24 protein-coding genes and 1 pseudogene are annotated in these 19,917 nt (G+C 66.8%); 14 read left to right on the top strand and 11 right to left on the bottom strand.

The window, feature by feature from the left end:
* Positions 1–4: 4 nt before the first annotated feature.
* Positions 5–313 carry a hypothetical protein gene (locus HALNA_RS08200; RefSeq protein WP_211226007.1) on the top strand — a complete coding sequence of 103 codons (309 nt, stop codon included), beginning with the start codon at positions 5–7 and terminating at the stop codon, positions 311–313.
* Entirely contained in the window at positions 306–548 is a 243-nt protein-coding gene (locus HALNA_RS08195) for a hypothetical protein (RefSeq protein ID WP_049935899.1), read from the top strand. Before HALNA_RS08200 ends, HALNA_RS08195 begins: the two co-directional genes overlap by 8 nt.
* Here HALNA_RS08195 and HALNA_RS08190 read toward each other — a convergent pair.
* Together HALNA_RS08190 and HALNA_RS08185 are read right to left on the bottom strand one after the other, a co-directional pair.
* The gene (locus HALNA_RS08190; protein ID WP_049935898.1) at positions 545–1,171 is read right to left on the bottom strand and encodes a TorD/DmsD family molecular chaperone; all 627 of its coding nucleotides are present in this window, start codon (positions 1,169–1,171) and stop codon (positions 545–547) included. The genes HALNA_RS08195 and HALNA_RS08190 overlap by 4 nt on opposite strands.
* The gene (locus HALNA_RS08185; protein WP_049935897.1) at positions 1,171–3,300 is read right to left on the bottom strand and encodes a hydrogenase iron-sulfur subunit; all 2,130 of its coding nucleotides are present in this window, start codon (positions 3,298–3,300) and stop codon (positions 1,171–1,173) included. The genes HALNA_RS08190 and HALNA_RS08185 overlap by 1 nt, the downstream gene beginning before the upstream one ends.
* Positions 3,301–3,494: 194 nt before the next feature.
* Here HALNA_RS08185 and HALNA_RS08180 point away from each other — a divergent pair, with 194 nt between their 5' ends.
* Genes HALNA_RS08180 through HALNA_RS08160 form a run of 5 tightly spaced genes read left to right on the top strand, consistent with a single transcriptional unit; the run spans position 3,495 to position 9,757 of the window.
* The gene (locus tag HALNA_RS08180; protein WP_049935896.1) at positions 3,495–6,878 is read left to right on the top strand and encodes a formate dehydrogenase subunit alpha; all 3,384 of its coding nucleotides are present in this window, start codon (positions 3,495–3,497) and stop codon (positions 6,876–6,878) included.
* A gap of 12 nt (positions 6,879–6,890) precedes the next feature.
* Positions 6,891–7,553 carry a 4Fe-4S dicluster domain-containing protein gene (locus HALNA_RS08175; RefSeq protein WP_049935895.1) on the top strand — a complete coding sequence of 221 codons (663 nt, stop codon included), beginning with the start codon at positions 6,891–6,893 and terminating at the stop codon, positions 7,551–7,553.
* Positions 7,554–7,934 carry a hypothetical protein gene (locus HALNA_RS08170; RefSeq protein ID WP_049935894.1) on the top strand — a complete coding sequence of 127 codons (381 nt, stop codon included), beginning with the start codon at positions 7,554–7,556 and terminating at the stop codon, positions 7,932–7,934.
* A complete protein-coding gene (locus HALNA_RS08165; RefSeq protein ID WP_049935893.1) occupies positions 7,931–8,929 on the top strand; it encodes a cytochrome b/b6 domain-containing protein in 999 nt (332 codons plus the stop codon). Before HALNA_RS08170 ends, HALNA_RS08165 begins: the two co-directional genes overlap by 4 nt.
* Before the next feature lie 48 nt (positions 8,930–8,977).
* Positions 8,978–9,757 (top strand): hypothetical protein, encoded by a 780-nt coding sequence (locus HALNA_RS08160; protein ID WP_049935892.1) that lies wholly within the window; start codon positions 8,978–8,980, stop codon positions 9,755–9,757.
* Here the strand turns inward: HALNA_RS08160 and HALNA_RS08155 are convergent.
* The 7 genes and pseudogenes from HALNA_RS08155 to HALNA_RS08125 form a co-directional block, all read right to left on the bottom strand.
* On the bottom strand, positions 9,754–10,155 hold the full coding sequence (locus HALNA_RS08155) for a hypothetical protein (RefSeq protein ID WP_049935891.1): 402 nt from the start codon (positions 10,153–10,155) through the stop codon (positions 9,754–9,756). The two genes, HALNA_RS08160 and HALNA_RS08155, sit on opposite strands and share 4 nt — an antisense overlap.
* 46 nt (positions 10,156–10,201) lie before the next feature.
* Positions 10,202–10,987: a DUF2182 domain-containing protein gene (locus tag HALNA_RS08150; RefSeq protein ID WP_049938014.1), complete on the bottom strand. Its 786-nt coding sequence runs from the start codon at positions 10,985–10,987 to the stop codon at positions 10,202–10,204.
* A 6-nt stretch (positions 10,988–10,993) separates the two neighbouring features.
* Positions 10,994–11,605 (bottom strand): DUF1326 domain-containing protein, encoded by a 612-nt coding sequence (locus HALNA_RS08145; RefSeq protein ID WP_084509945.1) that lies wholly within the window; start codon positions 11,603–11,605, stop codon positions 10,994–10,996.
* Positions 11,606–11,668: 63 nt separating this feature from the next.
* Positions 11,669–12,122, bottom strand: a pseudogene (locus HALNA_RS08140) (A/G-specific adenine glycosylase); the annotation flags it as partial.
* 79 nt (positions 12,123–12,201) lie between these two features.
* Positions 12,202–12,609 carry a putative toxin-antitoxin system toxin component, PIN family gene (locus HALNA_RS08135; protein ID WP_049935890.1) on the bottom strand — a complete coding sequence of 136 codons (408 nt, stop codon included), beginning with the start codon at positions 12,607–12,609 and terminating at the stop codon, positions 12,202–12,204.
* A complete protein-coding gene (locus tag HALNA_RS08130; protein WP_049935889.1) occupies positions 12,591–12,854 on the bottom strand; it encodes a type II toxin-antitoxin system HicB family antitoxin in 264 nt (87 codons plus the stop codon). Before HALNA_RS08130 ends, HALNA_RS08135 begins: the two co-directional genes overlap by 19 nt.
* A 64-nt stretch (positions 12,855–12,918) precedes the next feature.
* The gene (locus HALNA_RS08125; protein ID WP_049935888.1) at positions 12,919–13,839 is read right to left on the bottom strand and encodes an HhH-GPD family protein; all 921 of its coding nucleotides are present in this window, start codon (positions 13,837–13,839) and stop codon (positions 12,919–12,921) included.
* Positions 13,840–13,923: 84 nt separating this feature from the next.
* Between HALNA_RS08125 and HALNA_RS08120 the strand changes: the two genes are divergently transcribed.
* The 4 genes from HALNA_RS08120 to HALNA_RS08105 all read left to right on the top strand — a co-directional run bounded on the left by HALNA_RS08120 (position 13,924) and on the right by HALNA_RS08105 (position 16,291).
* Positions 13,924–14,244 carry a hypothetical protein gene (locus HALNA_RS08120; protein WP_049935887.1) on the top strand — a complete coding sequence of 107 codons (321 nt, stop codon included), beginning with the start codon at positions 13,924–13,926 and terminating at the stop codon, positions 14,242–14,244.
* Between the two features lie 42 nt (positions 14,245–14,286).
* Entirely contained in the window at positions 14,287–14,556 is a 270-nt protein-coding gene (locus HALNA_RS08115; protein WP_049935886.1) for a BolA family protein, read from the top strand.
* Positions 14,557–14,593: 37 nt separating this feature from the next.
* Entirely contained in the window at positions 14,594–16,009 is a 1,416-nt protein-coding gene (locus HALNA_RS08110) for a class II fumarate hydratase (protein WP_049935885.1), read from the top strand.
* Positions 16,010–16,132: 123 nt separating this feature from the next.
* Positions 16,133–16,291 carry an HVO_2901 family zinc finger protein gene (locus tag HALNA_RS08105; RefSeq protein WP_211226006.1) on the top strand — a complete coding sequence of 53 codons (159 nt, stop codon included), beginning with the start codon at positions 16,133–16,135 and terminating at the stop codon, positions 16,289–16,291.
* Positions 16,292–16,297: 6 nt separating this feature from the next.
* Here HALNA_RS08105 and HALNA_RS08100 read toward each other — a convergent pair whose 3' ends face one another.
* Positions 16,298–17,848, bottom strand: coding sequence for a M61 metallopeptidase family protein (locus HALNA_RS08100; RefSeq protein ID WP_049935882.1), 1,551 nt, complete (start codon positions 17,846–17,848; stop codon positions 16,298–16,300).
* Positions 17,849–17,989: 141 nt separating this feature from the next.
* Here HALNA_RS08100 and HALNA_RS08095 point away from each other — a divergent pair, with 141 nt between their 5' ends.
* Genes HALNA_RS08095 through HALNA_RS08085 form a run of 3 tightly spaced genes read left to right on the top strand, consistent with a single transcriptional unit; the run spans position 17,990 to position 19,796 of the window.
* Positions 17,990–18,364, top strand: coding sequence for a cytochrome c maturation protein CcmE domain-containing protein (locus HALNA_RS08095; RefSeq protein WP_049935881.1), 375 nt, complete (start codon positions 17,990–17,992; stop codon positions 18,362–18,364).
* A complete protein-coding gene (gene ccmA / locus HALNA_RS08090; protein WP_049935880.1) occupies positions 18,361–19,125 on the top strand; it encodes a heme ABC exporter ATP-binding protein CcmA in 765 nt (254 codons plus the stop codon). Before HALNA_RS08095 ends, ccmA begins: the two co-directional genes overlap by 4 nt.
* The gene (locus HALNA_RS08085; protein WP_049935879.1) at positions 19,122–19,796 is read left to right on the top strand and encodes a heme exporter protein CcmB; all 675 of its coding nucleotides are present in this window, start codon (positions 19,122–19,124) and stop codon (positions 19,794–19,796) included. The genes ccmA and HALNA_RS08085 overlap by 4 nt, the downstream gene beginning before the upstream one ends.
* A gap of 4 nt (positions 19,797–19,800) precedes the next feature.
* On the opposite strand, the gene HALNA_RS19330 is transcribed toward HALNA_RS08085, so the two are convergent.
* The gene (locus HALNA_RS19330) at positions 19,801–19,917 is read right to left on the bottom strand and encodes a CcmD family protein (protein WP_084509944.1); all 117 of its coding nucleotides are present in this window, start codon (positions 19,915–19,917) and stop codon (positions 19,801–19,803) included.

Below are 19,917 nucleotides of genomic sequence, written 5' to 3'. Positions count from 1 at the left end.
GAAAATGGCTGAGGGTGAGGCGGGCGGGGTGAGAGCGGCCGGCGGCGAGTCCGGATCGAGCGGCCCCACGCCGTCGGTGCGGGCGCTCGGCTACCTCCGCGGGACGACGTACGCGCTGGGAGCGCTGTTGGTGCTCGCGCTGTTGGCGGTCGGCACCGTCGGGATCATCGCGGAGATCAAAGGGACCTGGCACTGGGCCATCCATCTCGAATCGACGGTCAGCTACCTCGGGGTCTTCGTCGCCGGCGTATTGGTGCTGTTGCTTCCCGCGGCGACGCTGCTGGTGCTCGCACGGAGGGTCGTCGATGAGTGACCTGCCGAGCCCGTCGCGGGTCGTGCGCGGACTGGCGCTTCTCTCGGGCGGCGGCCTCCTGCTTGTGGTCCTCGGCGCCGCGACGGTCGCCATGCTCGCGGAGTTCGCGAAGACCTGGCGCTGGTATTTCCGGATGGAGCAAGCGATGGCGCTGGCGATGCCCGCGACGCTCGTACTGCTCGGCCTGTTCGTGGCCGGACTGGTCGGAATGGTCGCGCTCGCCGCCCGTGACTAGAGCAGTCCGGCGACGAGTTCGTCCTCAAACCGGAGCGTTCCCGCGTAGATGTCGGCGACAGCCACGTAGAACCGACTGTCCGTCCCTTCGCGCAAGTCGTCGGTGAAAGCGTCGACCCAGGTCAGCGCGTGTTCGTCGAGGAAGACGCGTTCGAAGCCGACGGCTTCGTCGGCGCCCCGGCGCTGTTCCTCGATCAGGTGCCGGAGGAAGGCGAGTTCGACGGCGACGAAGTCGTTCTCTTCGGGATACTCCTCCGGCGGCGCCCAGCCGGCGGCCCCGTAGCTCGCCTCCACCTCGGCGACCCCCTCGCCGAGGTAGTCTGCGTCCTCTCGATAGTAGGTTTCGTGGGCGATGACGGGCGGCCGCGGCCCGACGAGCAGGCGCGTGTACTCCCGTTCGAGTGCGTCCCGGACCGCCGAAACGTCGTACCCCTGGTGCTCCTCGACGAAGGTGTCGAGGGCGTCGAAACCCCGGTCGAGCGGCTCGTTCACCTCGCCGTCGGGCGTGCGAACGTCGCCGGAGAGCAGGCGCTCGACGAACGCCTCGTCGGGAACGTCGTGAAGCACCTCGACGAGGAAGTCCACGAGCTCCAGTCGCGCCTCGTAGAGGGCCCGTTCGTCCATCAGCGACCCCCCTCCTCGAAGAGGAGTACGGCACGACACTGCCCGCAGTAGTCGAAGACGCTGTGTTCGGATTCGGGGGCGACGCCCTCGACCAGGCCGCCGACTTCCCCGGCGACGTGTTCCGCGGTCCCCTCGCTTGCGAAGGGTTTGCCACACCGGATACAGGCGCGCATCTCGCCGTCGTACACCGTCTCCCAGCGCTCTCCCTCGCGGTTTTCGGGGAGTTTCGAGAGGTCGAGACCGTCGTGCATGGTGATGGCCGTCTCCGGACAGCCCTCCTCACAGAGGCCGCAGTTGACGCAGTCCTCGTGGTTGAACTGGAGGTCCGCGTCGTCGGTCCGGCGGATGGCGTCGGTGGGACACATGGTCGAGCAGGTCGGCGTGAGGTTGCAGGCGTCGGACACCTCCATCCAGCCGAAGTCCTTCAGGCCCCGTATCACCTCGCGGTCGGGGTCGACGTGGTCCAGAAGGGCACGAACGCTCTCCAGCGTCCAGTCGTGGCTGTTGAACGGCGGGTTCGGCTTGTCGCCCCGGACCGTGCCGGTCGCCTCGTGTTCGCCCGCGGGCACCGGCGTCGGATCGAGTTCGACGACGAACTGGGAGAGGTCCTCGACGAACGCCCGCGGCTCGGCGGGGTCGGGCGCGAGGAAGGTGACCCGTTGGCCGAGGCCGAGATCACCGTTCGCGCGGTCGAGTCGGCGGACGAGTTCGGCCTTCGGATCGGGACCGGAGTGGAGGCAGTCGCCACCACAGCCGACGATGGCGACGCCGTCGGCGCCCGCGGCGAGGGCGTGCATGATGTGAGCCTCGCCAACGGTGTCGGTGCAGTTGACGTTGACCGGGAGGATCGGCGGATAGCGCACGTCGTCGTCCTCGCGGGCGAGGCGGCCGTAGCGACGGAGGGCGTCGTCGGCGCGTTCCGAGCAGACGAAGGCGACGACGGGCGTCTCGATGGCTGCGTCGTCGCGGAGGCCGCCGAGAAGACCGCCGCCGTCGTCGGTACCGGGGTCCAGAAGCGTCTCGACTTCGCGGGCGATGCGCTCGTTCGAGGCGTCGCGAAGCTGGACAGCACCAGTGGGGCAGGAACTCGTGCAGGCGCCACAGTCCTGGCAGGCGACCGGATCGAACGACACCTCGTCGACGTACGGTCGGTCGACCGCGTCGTGGGGACAGGCGTCGACGCAGGCGTTACAGCCCATCTGACTCGACTCGCCGGACGCACAGACGTCCATGTCGAGGTCGAGATGTTGGGGCTTCCGGACGCCGCCGAGCAGATCCTCGACGGCAGCGATGGTGGCGCCGTCGACCGGGCCGGTGTAGAGACCGATCTGTCCACCGCGGGCCGTGCCGGTCGCCCCGGGGAAGATCACCTGATCGGCCTCGATTGTCCGGGTCACGCCGTCGAGGTCGATGGCGTCGACGGGACAGCAGTCGGCCCACTCCCCGTCGGGGGCGTCGGGGTCGATGTCGACGGGGCGACGCGTCACCATGCCGTCCGGACCCTCGCGCACGCAGTCCATACAGGAGATGCAGTCCTCGGTGACGCGGGCGCTGAGTTCGAGTTCGAAATCGCCGTACTCGCCGACGACATCGACGACACGGCCCCGGGCGAGGGAGACGCGGTCGAAGTCGGCGTCGGCGTCGTCGAAATCCGCGCCGTTGGCGACGAGCGTCACGTCGGCGGTGTCGGCGAGGGCCGCGGCCGTCTCGGCGTCACCGACGACGGCGACGGCGTCGCCCGCCTCGCGGGAGACGGTTCGCGAAATCGGTTCGTAGTCGAGTCCCTCCCGCCGAGCGTTCAGCAGGCGGGCGGTCTTCTCCGTCGCGGCGTCGCTGTCGTGGACCCAGGCGGCCCCCTCGCGGTGGTCGACGAAGGCAGTCGCCTCGGGATGGAGTCCCGCTTCGACGGCCGTCTCCCGGACAGCGTCCTGACAGCGTTTCTCGGGCGTCGTCACGAGGAGTTGGTCGAGGTCGTACTCCTCGATGAGGTGGGCCATCGCCGGAAGGCCGTCGTCACAGAGGTGTGACGAACTGGCGACCACCTCGACGTCACCGACGCCGTCTCGAACGCCTTCGAGGTCGATATCGCACGTATCTGCACAGGAGCATACGAACGCGCCGACGTTCATGACCGTGATAAATAGTAGCACTGATATAAGACTTGCTTCGTGCTAGGCGTCTCGAGTTTCAATCACCCGAGGGCTGAATCACGAACGGTGAAATTAGGTCAGCCTAGAAGCATTAATTTATATAATGGCAGTCCATGGTCATTATACATGCGCGTGCAAGCCAGTGACACGCGTACATCGAGGGATCACACACCATGAGCACGGAACCAGTTTCAATCGACCTCGATCGACGCTCGTTCATGAAGGCGAGCGCGCTTGCAGGTGCCGTTGCCCTCGGTGGCGGCGGCGCGGGGCAGGCGCTCGCCCAGACGGGCGAGACATCGGAGTCGGCTGCCGACACGGAAGGAGAGTTGACGAAGACGATCTGTAACTACTGTTCGGTCGGGTGTGGCTTCCACGGGGAGCGCGTCGGCGACTCGTTCGTCGGCATGGAGCCGTGGGAGGACCACCCGATCAACCAGGGGTCGCTCTGTTCGAAGGGCGCCGGCATCTACGAGACCGAACATTCCGAAAAGCGGGTTCGCCACCCGATGGTTCGGGAGAACGGCGCGTGGCGAAAGCTCTCGTGGGACGACGCCTACGAACGGCTGGGGACCGACATCCAGGCGCTGTGGCCGGACTCGGACGTATCCCCGGATCAGGCCGTCGACGTAGAGGAGGAGGCCAGCCGCGAGAGCGTCATGATTCTCGGGAGTGCCCACCACTCCAACGAGGAGTCCTACGCCATCCGGAAGCTCGCGGCCTTCATGGGCACGAACAACGTCGACCACCAGGCCCGGATCTGTCACTCCACGACGGTCGCCGGCCTGGCGAACACGTGGGGCTACGGCGCGATGACGAACACCCTGCAGGACTACCGTAACTTCGACCTGCTGGTCGTCATCGGTCAGAATCCGGCGGAGGCCCACCCCATCGCGATGCAGCACATCCTCGAGGGGCAGAAACGCGGCGGGACGATCCTGTGTCTCGACCCGCGCTTTACGAAAACGGCGGCCCACGCCGACGAGTATATGCGGTTCCGGCCCGGTACCGACGTGGCCCTGATGATGGGGATCATCAAGGAGCTTCGCGACGAGTACGGGCTGGCGATGGACCCCGACGCGGACGACACGGGGCAGAATATGCTCACCGACCGCGTACAGGGGTGGGAGGAGATCGACGCCGACCTCGACGACTACGACAAGAAGACCGTCTCGGAGATCACGTGGCTCTCGGTCGAGGAGATCGAGCAGCTGGCGGAGATGTTCCACGAGAACCGCCCGCACATCCAGATCGAGTGGGCGATGGGTGGGACCCAGCACAACAACGGCACCCAGAACATCCGATCATACGCCGCCGCGAGCCTCGGATCGGGGAGCGCAGCGCGGAGCGGTGGCGGGCTCCAGGTCATGCGCGGGCACGCGAACGTCCAAGGGGCGACCGACCTCGCCGTCGCGAGTCACATCCTGCCGGGGTACTACGGACTGTCGCCCGGTGGCTGGTCGTGGTGGGCCGACGTCTGGGACATGAACCCGTACACGAGCGGGTCGACCTCGTTCGGGGATATGTACGACCGGTTCGAGGTGATGCCGCCGGAAAAATACGTGAGAGCCAGCGAGTCGGAGGACGTGGACGCACTTCCGTCGGCCAGCGGCGAGGGCCAGTACGGCCCGTCGAACCCCGCTCCGAACTCGATGATGTTCCAGAACGGGTTGACGGTGGCCCGCTGGTTCGAGGGCGCACTCGATCAGGAAGATCGGATGCAGGAGACGCCGATATATCAGCCCGATCAGGTGAAGATCGGCATCTTCTGGGGCCACTCCTCGAACTCCATCAGCGAGATGGAGCAGATGAAAGAGGGGATGGAGAACCTCGATTTGCTCGTGGTCATCGACGTGTTCCCGTCGGTGGCGAGCGTCCTCCCCAGCTTCGAGGAGGGACCACCGGTCCTGCTGTTGCCGGCCTGCAGTCAGTACGAGCATTACCGCTCGCTGACGAACACCCACCGCTCAATCCAGTGGTCGGAGCCGGTCCGTCCCCCGTCGCACAACTCCAAGCCCGACCTGCAAATCATGCAGGAACTGGCCGACGAACTCGGCTTCGGCGAGCATTTCGACTGGGGCACCGGCCCGGAGATTTACAACGGGAAGTCGACCTACGAGAACGTCATCCGGGAGTTCAACCTCGGGACGAACACCATCGGCTACCGGCAGACGCCGGAACGCCTCCAGCAACATCTCGAGTACGACTACGCGTTCTCCCACGAGACCCTCAAGGCCGCGGAGGGCTCGCCGGTCGAAGGCGAGTACTGGGGGCTCCCCTGGCCGTGCTGGGGTGAGGGTCACCCCGGGACTCCGATCATCTGGAACGACGACATGAACCCCAATAACGGGGGACAGGACTTCCGGACGCGATGGGGTGTCAGCGCGCCCAGCCCCGACGAGTGGGAGCAGATGAACACCGACGCCGAGTACCCGTTCCAGAACACGGTCGACGCCGTCGGGGACCGCTACGACAGCGTCGAGGACGCCCTCGACCTGACGCGGGCGCCGTACAACCCCGAGTGGGCGTCGACCGAAGACACGGCCAGCGACGGGATGATCCACGGGATACCGGAGTATCCGGGCTGGAAGACGGTGCCGCCGGCGAGTCTGGTCGATCCGGACCAACCGACCCAGTCCGACGAACTCACCATCCCGCAACAGCACGCACTCGACAACCAGCGGTCGGTGTACACCGCGGCGCAGGCGCTCGCGAACCCCGATACGGGGATTCCGGAGTTCGATCGGTATCTCTCGGAAACCCAGAACATCGATCCGTCGTTCTACGAGCAGTACGACTTCAAACAGCCCGACGCGCCGACCGGGCGCGGCCGGGCGCGCGCCGTCGTCTGGAACTTCATCGACACGACGCCGGTCCACCGCGAACCCCTCGAGAGTCCGCATCCGGAACTCGTCGAGGAGTGGCCGGCGAACGGCCAACAGCGGAACTTCTACCGTCTCGACCAGAACAACGCCGTGGAACAGGAGAAGGCGATGGAGATCATCCACGGCGACAACGACGGACCGGCGCTCGACACCATCCTGACGAGCGGTCGGCAGGTCGAACACCAGGGTGGCGGCGCGGAGACGCGGAGCAACATCCACAACGCGGACCTCCAGCCCCACATGTACGCCGAGATATCGCCGAACAAGGCCGAGAGCCTCGGCGTCGACGGCGGTGACCTGGTCGTCATCTCCTCGACCGACCGGGGATCGATCCTGGTGAAAGCGAGGGTGACCGACCGGCCGAACGACGACGAAACCTTCCTGCCGTACCACTGGGGTGGCGTCTTCAAGGGACAGAGTCTAGAGGACAAATACCCCGAAGGGATGGTGCCGTACGCCATCGGCGACTCGGTGAACGCCATCACGTCGCGAGGCTACGACGTGGAGACGCAGATGCAGGAGACGAAGGTCGGAATGGTGGCAGTCCGCCCGGCGACACAGAGCCTCCTCGAGGAACTCAACATGGACGTCGATCTCGAGTTCCCGCAGGACCGCAACGACATCGGCTCGCAGAAAGACTTCGACGTCCGCGACCGGAACACGGTCCAATAGGAGGTGACAAACATGTCAAGCAACAAAGAAATAATGCGACAGGGCGTGATGAGCACGGGCGAGGACGCCCGAATCTTCCCCGACGTCGAGGCGTGTATCGACTGCGGTGGCTGTGTCGTCGCCTGTAAGCGTACGTGGGACTCGCCAGCGGACGAGCAACGAATCAGTATCTCGACGATGATGGAGGGCCAGGAAGGCGCCGACGGGCTCAACGCCCACAGCGCCCGCGCCCTCGAACAGGGGCAGTCGCCCGGCGAGACGGCGGTTCCGATGCAGTGTTACCACTGCGAGAACGCACCCTGTGTGTCGGTCTGTCCGACGGATTCGCTGGTCAAGCAGGAAGACGGCTTCGTGCAGGTCCGCGACGACCTCTGTGTCGGCTGTCAGTACTGCCTGTCGGCGTGCCCGTTCGGCGCGCCGCAGTTCCCCGAATCGGACGAGGGGGCGGCACAGCTGTTCGGGTCCGGCGGCACGATGGACAAATGTACCATGTGCGAGGAGCGCCAGGACGTCGGCAAGGGGCCGGCGTGTGCCGAGGAGTGTGCGACCGACGCCATCCTCGTCGGCGACGCCGACGAGATTTCGTCCGAACTGGAGCGTCGTGGCAGTGGCACGTTCTTCAACGACGTCGCCATGGAGATCATCTTCGGCGAAGAGGAGGCCCAGGTGTTCTAAATGAGCTACCAAGAGGACCTTCCGGAGACGAGCGGGTACAGCAAAGTGTCGGTGGTCATCAGCGCCATCGTCGGCCTCGCGCTCGCGGTGGTGTCGGTCTGGTGGGCCGCCGGGACGGCCGTCTTCTACGAGGGCCTGTTCCGCGTCTCGCCGACCGTCGCTGGCGGGGGTATCGGGACCGACTGGGTCGTCGGCAACACCGTCCCGTGGCTCGACTTCCTCGTCGCCCTCGTCCACGCGGCCGACGTGTTGATGGGGGTCTTCATCCTCCTGATGGTGTTCATCCACTGGGCGGCGTTCCGCCGCCTCGCGGGACAGATGCAACGGCCCGGCGAGGGGACGACGGAGGCCGTCGCGACCGACGGAGGTGAGACCGAATGACCAGTCTCGACCACGGCAAGTTCACGCGCGTCACCACGACGTTTCACTCGTTGCTGGGACTCGACGTGTTCCTGCTGTTTTTCACGGGGTACAGCCTGACGTTCAACGACGAACTCTGGTGGCTGCTGTCGCTGATGGGCGGCCCACAGAGCGTCACCGCGCTCCACCGTGCGGCCGGCTTCGGCCTGATCGCGCTCATCGGGTTCTGGGCGACGCTGATGATCACGACCGACACCGGCCGGAGCAACTTCCGGGAGATCGTGCCCAACGGCGAGGACATCAAGGCGTTCATCCAGGACGTGCAGTTCGCCCTCGGAAGCGCGGACGAGCGCCACCCGAACGCCAAGCAGTTCGCCGGCGGCGACCCCGACGAGATTCCGCTGCTCTCGTACATCGGCAAGGGCGTCGTGTTCATCTTCGCCGCCGAACTGTTCCTGCTGACGATCAGCGGCCTGCTCATCTGGAGCAAGACCGGTCTGATGCAGTACTTCGGCACGAAGACCGCCGCGATGGGCTTTGTCGTCTTCCACGGCCTGCTCGGGGTCATCATGCTGATGGGGGTCATGCTCCACATCTTCGAGCACGGCCTCCATCCGGCGTTCTACCCCGTCGAGCCCAAGGCGTTCATCCCCCGGGAGCTGATCCCGGAGACACACGCCGACGGAGGCATCGAGGATCTCACCCTCGCCCCGTCGTGGAGCACGGTCAGCACCGTCATGGGCATCCTGACCGTCGTGGGCATCACGAGCGTCATGATCGCGTCGGTGTTCGACGAGGGGTATCCGGTTCCGCGTGAGATAACGATCGGTGGCGGTCCGGAGAACCTCCTGCTCACGCTCGGTATCAACGCCGGCATATTCGTGCTCTTCGTCGGACTCGTCCTCTCGATGTACGGCAACCTCCTGCGCGTGCGATGGGAGCGCCAGCTCGAAGAGGAGCGGAGTCAGCCGACCGCGGCCGCCGACGGCGGCCACACCGGCTCCGACGACGACTGACCGCGTCCCCGGAACCGTTTTGTTTTTTCGCTGTCAATATCGTCGGCGATGACCCGTCAGTCCGTTCTCGCTCTCCTCCTCGCCGGCCTCACGATCACCGCCGGCTGTTCGTTCCTCACGCCGAACCCGGAGAGCTACACCAGCAGCTACGAGTACAGCGTCGGCATCGACGCGACGGGGACGCTCGAGGACGTGACGATCCGCGTCCCGCTTCCGCAGGCGGATGGGGAGACGGCGTTCGACGCGAGCGTCGTCGGGCCGAACGGGACCGTCGAGGGGTTCGACGCGGCGGTGGTCGAAACCGAGCACGGCCCGACGCTCGAACTCACCGCCGACGAGTTCGTGGTCGAGACGCGGTACTACCGGTTCGTCGAAGAGGACGGCCTGGGTCGTCGTGAGGAGATAGATGAATCCGAGTACGACCCCTCGAACCCCGACCACCAGAGGGTCGAACGGCGGACGGTGACGGTGAGTGTCACGCGGGAGGCGACCTACCCCATCGAGACGCGGACGCCCGTCGGCGAGTCGCCGACGTTCTACCCGGCGGCGACGCGCGCGCTGACCGACTGTCCGTTCCCCTATCGGGACGAGACGGCGTGTTTCGAGTACGACGCGCCGATCTACCTCTCCTACGAGGCGGCGGATTCGGCGCGGGTGTCGGGCGTCGTCGCCGTTTACGGCTCGAACGAGTGGTTCGCCGGCGGGTGGACCGGGAATGGCTACGTCGACCGCGTCCATTTCGACGCCGCCGGGCCACGGGACGGTTGGGCCGTCGCGAACGGGACGACCGAAGTCGGGCGGGGGACGTATCCGTCGCCGACGTCTTAGGCGGAGAGGAGTTCCGCGCCCTCGGTCGAGAGTTCGACCGTCACGTCCTGGCGCGTCTGCTGGCTCATCTGGTCGATGTTGCGCGTGAGCACTTCGAGGATGTCCTTCGGTTCGGGGTAGACCAGGAAGTTGCCGTCGTCGTCCTGCATGACGAGCTGGGTGTCGGAGAGCGAGATCTGATCCCCTTCCATGCTCGCGACGATGACCGGAAGCGCCTCGGCGCCGCCGGGGTCACCTTCCTGCACCATCGTGATGTGGAGTTCGTCGAGGCCGATGAGGTCCTTGTACTCCCGAATCTGCTGGGCACAGCGGACCATATCGCGCGTAACGGCGGTCTTGTGCTCGTTGCCGTGTTCGCCCTCGTGACACAGCTTGCAGACCCGCAGTTCCATGCGCATAGTACACACCCGGAGGGGGAGGAAAATAAACCCTCGGCGCGGTCACTCAGGTCACCGCGACGAGCAGGAGGGTACCGCTCCCGAAGGCGGCGGCGACGCCGATACCCCTCGCCAGTCGGTCGCCCCAGCCCACCACGCGTTCAAGCGAGAGAAGCACCGTGAGCATCGCCATCCAGAGGAGGTTCATCGAGCCGACGGCGACCATGACGGCAAACAGCGCCCAGCAACAGCCCACACAGAAGACGGCGAAGCGGCAACTGGTCCGGGCGGCGCCGCGGACGCCGGGTTCGTGATACTCCATCAGAAAGCCGAGCGGCGTCCGGCAGTATTTCAGACACCGGTGCTTGTACGGCGAGAGTTGGTAGACTGCGAGCAGTCCGAGAGTGACGCCGAACAGGAGTGGCCCGCGTTCACTGGCGACGCCGGCGATGGGGACGACGGCGTTTATCAGCAACGGGACGAGTCCAGTGAGCGTCCAGACGAGCGCGTAGGCTCCCATGAAGGCGCCGACGCGTGCCGCTCGGCCGAGGGGCGTCGTGCCGTCGAGGGTCCCGTGGTACAGCCGGAAGAGCGGGACGGAGGAGGGGTACATCATCGCGACCATCATCACGCCCCACATGAACAGGTAGAGGCTGATGCCGACGGGGCCGTTCGAGAGCGCCATCGCTTCCGGCGCCCCGGGATCGGACATCCGGAGGCCGGGGACGGACCCCGGCATCGGGAGCCAGCGGGCGACGATGCTCACCCACGCGAGCAGTGCGATGCCGTAGGTTACGAGCGCGACGACCGGAATCCGACGGGCGGCGAGCCGATCGGACGTAGGGAGCGACACGGACACTCAGGCGCTGGCCAGTTCGAAGTCGCCGAGGTACGCGTTGTTCCCTGAGAGGGCCCACGCGAAGTCGTCGCCGTACGAGACGGTCGCCGTCGTCGACTTCCCGACCGTCATCTCCCGGCTCTTCGTGAGCGGGTGGGGCGAGGCACGACCGAGTCCGCCGTCGAAGCCGGGGGCACCGGCGACATCCATGGTCGCGATGTCGCCCACCGAGACGCTGATGTCGTCGTCGTCGCGGGTGAACGTGATCGGTGCCGTCCCGGTTTCGGCGTGTTCGACGTGACCGTCGGCGACGGCGGCCCAGATACCGCCGGCCCGACCGAGGTAGATGTCTTCGAGGGCGGCGCGTTGCTCGTCGGTGGCCGCCTCGTCGGTCAGGAGCACCACGTCCCACCCGGTCCCGGGGGCGAACATAACCCCCTCTTCGGCCGCGATCAACATCGCGACGGCGCAGTCGCTCAGGTCCACGTCACCGTACGATCCCTCGCGGATGTGCCACGCGAGCGCGGCCGTGCAGCCGTCGTCATCGGCCGGTTCCATCCAGAGACACTGACAGGCGACGTCGCAGTTGCACGCTTCCGCGTAGTCGCCCGCGATGGTCCAGTTACTAGTCATTTTTCTAACACTTATTTGTGATACGTTGGCAAAGAACAAGGCTGTTGCGGTGGCAGGAACAGCCTACGTCCGGAGGGTGGCCACGGCATCGCCGTCGCGGTCCGTCACGTCGACCAGTCCGTCGTCTTCGAGGTCAGTGAGGAGGCCCCCGGAGCCACTCTCGACCGTACTCGCCATCAGGCGTGTAGTCCACGCGAATCCGCGGTCCGAGTTCGTCCAGCGTCAGTTCGTTGTGCTCGCCGAGGACCCGGACGACCCGCCCGCGGAACTGCCGGCGACTCCCCTCGAACTCGGGTTGTGTCGGTACGTCGGGTGCCGTGAAGTCCCCCGTCTCGTAGGCGTGACACCACTGGCGCCAGGGACACCCGGCCTCGTCGCATCTGGGCTGTTTCTCGCAGGCGACGCCACCGAGTTCCATGATGGCATTGTTCCAGACGCGGGACTCCCCGGCGGGCATCAGCTCGCTCGCTGCCCGCTCGAACTCTTCGTCGTCGTCAGCGACCCCGAAGGCGCGATAATTGCGGATATCTATACTGTTCAATCGAGAACTGGGGACGAGTCATCGAGGCATGCAATCCGGCGAGTAGCGTTGCACGTCATTCGACACACGTCAGGAACTCGTCGGGAGTGACGACTGCAATGCCCTCGTAGGAGTCGAGCGAGAGCAGGTCGTCGTCACCGGACACCAGATAGTCGGCATCACCTTCCAGCGCCACGTCCAGAAATTTGTCGTCGTCGGAATCACGCGCGACTTCGACGGAATTGTCGGGGTCGAGGATGTCGACCTCACGTCGTAAGATCGCCAGATACTGCACCCGATCGGCCTCAGTGAACGGGAGCCGGTCGTAGTGCATGACCCGTTCGAGTTCGTCGAGCGTGGCCTCCGATGCGAGCAATCGAACCTCGTCATCGAACGTCCGAAGCAGCACATCGAGTGGCGAACCACCGAACCCGAGCACTGAGACGAGAACGTTCGTGTCGAGGACTACTCCGAGCGTGCCCATTCTATCGCGTCCTCGACGTCGTCGTCAGTGACTCCTTTCTCCTCGAACCGTTTTCGGGTCCGGTCAGCGAGCGCCCGGAGTTCGGACTCGCTATCCGCCTTTCCGTGTTCCTCCTCTGCACCGAGGCGGACGGCAAGTGCGGCCAGCGCCATCGCTCTCGTACTCCCCACACCGCTCGCCCCCGTTTCCGAGTCGACGGCGGTGTACTGGCCGTCTTCTTCGGTTATTTCGACTGTAGCACTCATCTCGATACGAATCTATACGACCCCGTGATTGGTAAATGATTACCCCACCGGTCAGTATCGACGGCTACTGACGGAGACGAGCGACCGTTTTCCCGTCGCACTCTCGCAACTCGACGAGTCCATCGTCGGTCAAGTCCGAACACAGTTCCCGGAGCCACTCTCGACCGTACTCGCCATCAGGCGTGTAGTCCACGCGAATCCGCGGTCCGAGTTCGTCCAGCGTCAGTTCGTTGTGCTCGCCGAGGACCCGGACGACCCGCCCGCGGAACTGCCGGCGGCTGCCCTCGAACTCGGGTTGTGTCGGTACGTCGGGTGCCGTGAAGTCCCCCGTCTCGTAGGCGTGACACCACTGGCGCCAGGGACACCCGGCCTCGTCGCATCTGGGCTGTTTCTCGCAGGCGACGCCACCGAGTTCCATGATGGCATTGTTCCAGACGCGGGACTCCCCGGCGGGCATCAGTTCGCTCGCTGCCCGCTCGAACTCTTCGTCGTCGTCAGCGACCCCGAAGGCGCGATAGAGGACGCGTTTGACGTTCGTATCCACCACCGCGTCGCCCGCGTTGAACGCGAAGCTCGCGACGGCGTTTGCGGTGTAGGGGCCGACGCCCATCAGCTCCTGTAACTCGTCGGGGTCCTCGGGAAACGCGCCGTCGTACACCTCGACGACCTGCCCGGCCGCCTCGTGGAGGTAGCGCGCACGATTGTTGTAGCCGAGTCGCTGGTCGGACCAGAAGCCGACCACCTCGCTCCGGTCGGCGTCGGCGAGAGCGTCGACGGTCGGCCAGCGGTCGAGGAAGGCGTCCCACGCCTCGACGACCCGATCGAGTTGGGTCTGCTGGCTCATCACCTCGGAGACGAGAATCCCGTAGGGGTCCGTCGTCCGACGCCACGGGTAGTCGCGGTGGCCGGCCTCGTACCACTCGATAAGGGCCGCGCGGACGGCGTCGGTGTCGTCGGGGAGCGGAGCGTCCGCCGTCTCGGTCATCGTGGGCTGGTAGGGGCGTGGCCGGTTAGAGGTGGTGATTTCCGAGCCGAAAGCCGTATTCGACGCGCCGCCCTCGGACCTGCCATGAGTCTCGACGAGCTGAACGCGGACGTGAAAGACGCCTACAGCGACCTGGGCGAGGACCTGGCCGTCGGCCTCGACCGTGAGACGCGAAACGAACTCGCCATGTTGCTGGCGGCGTTCGACGGCGACGAGGCGGAACTCGTCCGCCGGGCGGTCCACACACTCTATCGATCGGCGGTCGATACGGGCGACCTGGATTTCCACCTCCGGCAGGGGTACGACGTGACGTACGACGAGTATCTCTCGGGAATGACCTACGACGAGATGACGGGCGCCGACCAGTACCCCCAGCGCGACGACGAACGCCGGTACCAGATGTAGGCGTAGCGCGTGGTTTTTGTGGCCCGGCGACCCCGTTTCCGTATGGACACCGCCGAAGTCGAACGACTGATCGAGGAGGGTATCGAGGACGCCGAGGCGACGGTCACCAAACCCCGCGTCCCGGACGAGGACCACGAGGACGCTCACTTCGCGGCCGTCGTCGTCTCGCCCGCGTTCGAGGACCTGTCGCTGGTCCAGCAACACCAGAGGGTGTACGACGCGCTGGACGGCTACATGACGACCGACATCCACGCCCTCGAGATGAAGACGTACACGCCGGAGGCGTACGCGGAACACGGGCCGGACGCGTAGCGGTAGGTTTTACGAGGCGGCCGCCGTTCGCTCGCGCATGAGCGACGAGAGCGACTTCCGCATCGAGCGTGACAGCCTCGGCGAAATCCGCGTGCCGGCCGACGCGTACTGGGGCGCACAGACCCAGCGCGCCGTCGAGAACTTCCCGATCAGCGACGCGCGGTTCGGGCGGCGGTTCGTCCGCGCCCTGGGTATCGTCAAGGGATCGGCGGCGCGGGCCAACCGTGATCTGGGCCTCGTCGACGACGACGTGGCCGACGCCATCGTCGAGGCGGCCGACGAGGTGATCGCCGGTGACCACGACGACCAGTTCCCGGTCGACGTGTTCCAGACCGGATCGGGCACCTCCTCGAATATGAACGCCAACGAGGTGATCGCCAACCGGGCGGCGGAACTCATGGGCGCCGAGGTGGGCGACCGGACCGTCCACCCGAACGACCACGTCAACTTCGGGCAGTCCTCGAACGACGTGATCCCGACCGCGATGCACGTCGCGGCGCTGGAGGCGGTGGAGAAGGACCTGATTCCCGCACTGGAGACGCTCGCCGACGCGCTGGATGCGAAAGCCGAGGCGTTCGACGGCGTCGTCAAGACCGGCCGCACCCACCTGCAGGACGCGACGCCGGTCCGCCTCGGCCAGGAGTTCGGCGGCTACCGCACCCAGGTCGAGAAAGGGATCGAGCGCTGTGAGTCGGTGGGGTCCCGACTGGCCGAACTCGCCCTCGGCGGGACGGCGACGGGGACGGGCCTGAACACGCACCCCGAGTTCCCCGAGCGTGCCGCCGAGTACATCGCCGAGGCGACGGGGCTACCGTTCCGCGAGGCCGACGACCACTTCGAGGTACAGGCCGCCCACGACGCGATGGGCGAGGCCCACGGCGCCCTCCGGACGGTCGCCGGCTCGCTGAACAAGATCGCGAACGACCTCCGCCTGCTCGCCTCCGGCCCGCGGAACGGCCTGGGCGAGATAGAGCAACCGGAGAACCAGCCGGGGTCGTCGATCATGCCCGGGAAGATCAACCCCGTCGTCGCCGAGGCGGTCAACCAGGTCCACACGCAGGTCGTGGGCAACGACGCCGCCGTCTCCGCGGGCGCCGCGGGCGGGCAACTCGACCTCAACCTCTACAAACCCGTCATCGCGTACAACTTCCTCCAGTCGGCCGCCATCCTCGCCAACGCCGCCGAGACGTTCGCCGGGAAGTTCGTGGCGAAGTTGGAGGCCAACGAGGCCCACTGCGCCGACGCGGTGGAGCGATCGATGGCGCTGGCGACGGCGCTCAACCCCGCCATCGGCTACGACAAGGCATCGGAAGTCGCCAAGGCGGCGCTGAAGGAGGGCAAGACCGTCCGCGAAGTGGCCATCGAGAAGGGCTATCTTACCGAGTCGGAGGCCGACGCGGTGCTCGACCCCGAACGAATGACCCATCGCGGCATCCTGAGCGGCGACGAGTAAGTCGAAAATCCGACGGACGGGGATCAGCCGGCTGACGGCCGTTCGTCGTGCCCTTCGGCGGGACACACGTTAGCATGGAACCGAAACGACACGTTGATGTGGGATGCTGTAGATTCTCAGCGTATGTCGCAGCTACACGCCTCTACCCGCCGGGACCTGCTCGTCTGCCGAAAGTGTGATGCCGAGTTCCCGGAGGGTCGCGCCACCAAGGACGGGTGGACGTACGAATGCCCCGAATGCGGCGAGGCGACCGGTCTCGGCGAGGGACTGCGACGCGCCTGACCGCTCTTACTGTCGTCGTCCGACATCCGTCGCGAGTACGGCGAGCGCCGCGAGCGCCGCGACGACGCCGAAGCCCGGCGCCCGGTCCTCCGTGCCGCTCGGTGCCGGCGTCGTCCCGTCGCCCGTCGCCGTGGCCGAGGGCGTCGCCGTCGCCGTCGTCCGGTCGGCCAACTGCTCGGTCGCCGGTCCCTCGACGAACGGGTGCCGGCCGGCGTCGAGTTCGGCGCCGCTCGGCATGCCGTCGCCGTCCGGATCGAGCGACGGGGCGGCCACGTAGTTCCGCGGATGCTCGGGGAGCGGCGGCAGGTCGTCGGTGGTGGCGTAGCGGTCCAGCCACGTCCCGATGGCCTCGTCGCCGGTCACCTCGACCACCGCCGACCGGAAGGCCTCGTAGTCGCCGAACGGCTCCGACCGCCCCGTGAACACGTCACTGAGGGTGTGGTCACCGTCGGTGCGGCGGCGAATCTCCGCGTCCAGCGCCGCGAGGACGTGTGCGCCCTTGTCGTAGTGGGCCTGCGTTCCCTGCCACGTCTCCGAATCGGTGAGCACCGCCGCGCGGCGGTCGGGGGCGTACTGGGTCGCCCGCAGTCCCTCGAGGAACGAGTCGTAGGTGCCGACGCCGGCGTTGAACGCGAACAGGCGGCCGTAGTACTCGGCGCTCGCTTCGGTCAGCCACGCCGCGTCCTCGCGGCCGACCGTTCCCAACCGGGTGTGGACGTACTCGTGGGCGAAGACGGAGCCGGTCGATTCGAGTCGGAGCCCCGTCGATCCAACCCAGAACGCGGTGTCGACGGTGGCCGCCTGCACCGGCCCCTCTTCCAGCCCGCCGAGGGGGACGACGAACACCGTCATCGAGTCGCGCCGGACGCCGAAGTCGAAGCGCCCGTTCGCGGTGCGGAGGAACTCGATCGCACGCGTCGGATCGGCGTTCTCGGCGCCGAGGACGAACGTCGTCCGCTCGCCGCCGAGCGTGACGTTCCGGCGTTCGTGCGGGCCGAGGTAGGCCAGGTGACTCCGGGCGTACCCCTCCTCGCCGTCGGCGACGGTAAAGGAGGTGCGCTGACGGGGGCGCGCGTCGGTCCGCACCTGGATTCGGGTCTGTGGCTCGGAGACGAGCGCCCAGTCCTCGCGCTCGATGCCCCGGACGCCCTCGGCGAGCGAGTCGGTCACCGCCATCCGTACCGAAACCGTCGGGTGCGCCGTCTCGCCGTCCCAGAGGAAGTAGCCGCGGTCGGTCCGTTCGAACCCTTCCATCCCGGCGACGGAGATACCGTCGAGGCCGACGACGGGCACGGAGACCCGGAGGCCCGTGATCGACGACGGGATGTCGTACGCGAACGTGAGCGTCACGCTTCCGGGCTCGGAGTTGCGTGAGACGATGCCGCGCTGGTGGAGAACCACCTCCTCGCCCGGCGTCCCGGTCTCCCCACCCGAATGCGTGGGCGCGACGCCGGTCCATGCGTCCCCGGTGTCGGTCGTCGCGACGGCGGGCGCCACACCCGCGATGGCGAGCAGTAACACCATGCTCAACGTTCCGAGCACGCGGAAAGTTGTCATGGCCCGCATTGAGCAGGGTGGGAGAAGTATCTGTGGCCCGTGGCTGGCTGACGGTCGTGGACGGCGCGCGCACGGCTCTCCGGGGCGCCGATCGGAAACCATCCGACACAATCAAGAGCGCCGGCGTACGATACGAGCGTAGTGCGACGGAAGAACAAACTTCTCGTCACGACGGTGGCAATCCTCGCGCTCCTGGGTGTGCTGGGCGCGACGAGCATGAACGCCTCCGCCGCGTTCGTGAGTCCGACACAACTCTCCGAGGACGAGTACGGGGGCGAGTGGGTGAACCTCGAAGGGTCGGTGAAGAACCTCGAGACGGAAGGCGGGACGGCGACGTTCGAGGTGACCGACGGCAACCACTCGACGACGGTCGTCTACGAGGGAACGCTTCCGGACACGATGGGCGAGGGTCGGGTCGTCGTTGCGAAAGGGCGAGTCGAGGGCGACAGGCTCGTCGCCAAACAGCTCTCGGTCCGTGCCCACGAGGGCTCCGAGCGGCCGGACGACACTCGATGACCACCGACGCCCGACCGGCGCCCGCGACGACGCCGTCGGCGGTGCGGACCGACGACGTGAGGAAGGTGTACGGTCGGGTGACCGCCGTCGACGGCGTCAGCTTCGCCGTCGCGTCGGGCGAGACGGTCGGCCTGTTCGGCCCGAACGGGGCGGGCAAGTCGACCCTGTTGCGTATGCTCGCGGGGCTCGCCCGGCCCACCAGCGGGACCATCAGTCTCGGCGGCGCGGAACTCGTACCCGGCGACCACGCCGTCCACCGGACGGTCGGGGTCGTGACCCACGAGTCGATGCTGTACGACGACCTCAGCGCGCGAGAGAACCTCCGGTTTCACGCCGACCTCCACGGGGTCGCCGACCCCGCAGCGCGTTGTGAGGCGGTGCTCGACGCCGTGAACCTGAGCGGACGGGCGAGTCAGTACCCCGGCGCGTTCTCACACGGCCTCCGCAAACGGCTGTCGCTGGCCCGGGCGCTTCTCCACCGTCCAGACGTACTCTTGCTCGACGAACCGTACGCCGGCCTCGACCAGCGATCCGTGGCCGACCTCGCGACGATTCTGGACGGGTTCGACGACCGGACCGTCCTCCTGACGACCCACGACCTCGACCGGGGGGTCGGTCGATGTGATCGGGCGCTCGTCGTCGACCGCGGCCGGCTACGGGCGGACGTCGACCTCGACGAAACGTCGGCGGCGGCGTTCGAAGCGACGTATCGCCGGACCATCGGCGTCGACGACGGATCGAAGGGAGGCGACGATCCGTGAGGTCGTTTCTCGGCACGGTCTCCCGAATCGTCCGGAAGGACCTCCGGATCGAGAGCCGCTCTCGACGCGTCACGACGACGATGGCGATGTTCGCCCTGCTGATCGTCCTCGCATTCGCGTTCAGCTTCGTCAAGACGTTTCGGAACCCAGCGGTGCTCGGTCGGGGCGCCCTCTGGATCGCGTTCGTCTTCGGGGGGACACTCGGTGTGACGAAGACGGCCACCGTCGAGGACGACGACGCCGCACTCGACGGCATCCTACTCGCGCCGGTCGATCGCTCCGCCATCTACCTGGGGAAGGTGACGAGTACGTCGCTGTTCGTCTTCGCGGTGAACGTGTTGACCCTCGGGGCGACGGCGGTCCTGCTCGGCTACGCGCCGACGCCCCGGACGGCGCTCGCGCTGCTCGGCGTCCTCGCCGTCGCGGCGGTCGGATTCGCCGCCGTCGGCGTCGTCGTCGCGACGCTCACCTTCCGTGCCGGCCTCGACGAACTCGCCTTGCCGCTGTTGCTCGTTCCGCTCGTCGTCCCCGTGTTGCTCGCGGGCGTCGAACTGACGGCGGCGCTCACGACGGACGCCCCGACCGGGTCGTGGCTCCGCCTGCTCGTCGTCTACACCGCGGTCCTGTTGCTCGCGGGCGTCGCCACGTTCGATTTCGTTGTCGAGGAGTAGCGGCCTACCGGAGGTCGTTCAGCCGTCGCTCGACGCGGCCCAGCTTGCGCTGGAGGTACGCCGCGTACCCGAACAGCGCGAGGAAAAGCGCCGTGTAACCGAACAGGAGGAGTGGTTCCAT

Origin of the sequence: Haloplanus natans DSM 17983, assembly GCF_000427685.1 — an archaeon.
Taxonomy (GTDB): domain Archaea; phylum Halobacteriota; class Halobacteria; order Halobacteriales; family Haloferacaceae; genus Haloplanus; species Haloplanus natans.
This window is presented reverse-complemented; position numbering and strand designations above follow the sequence as displayed.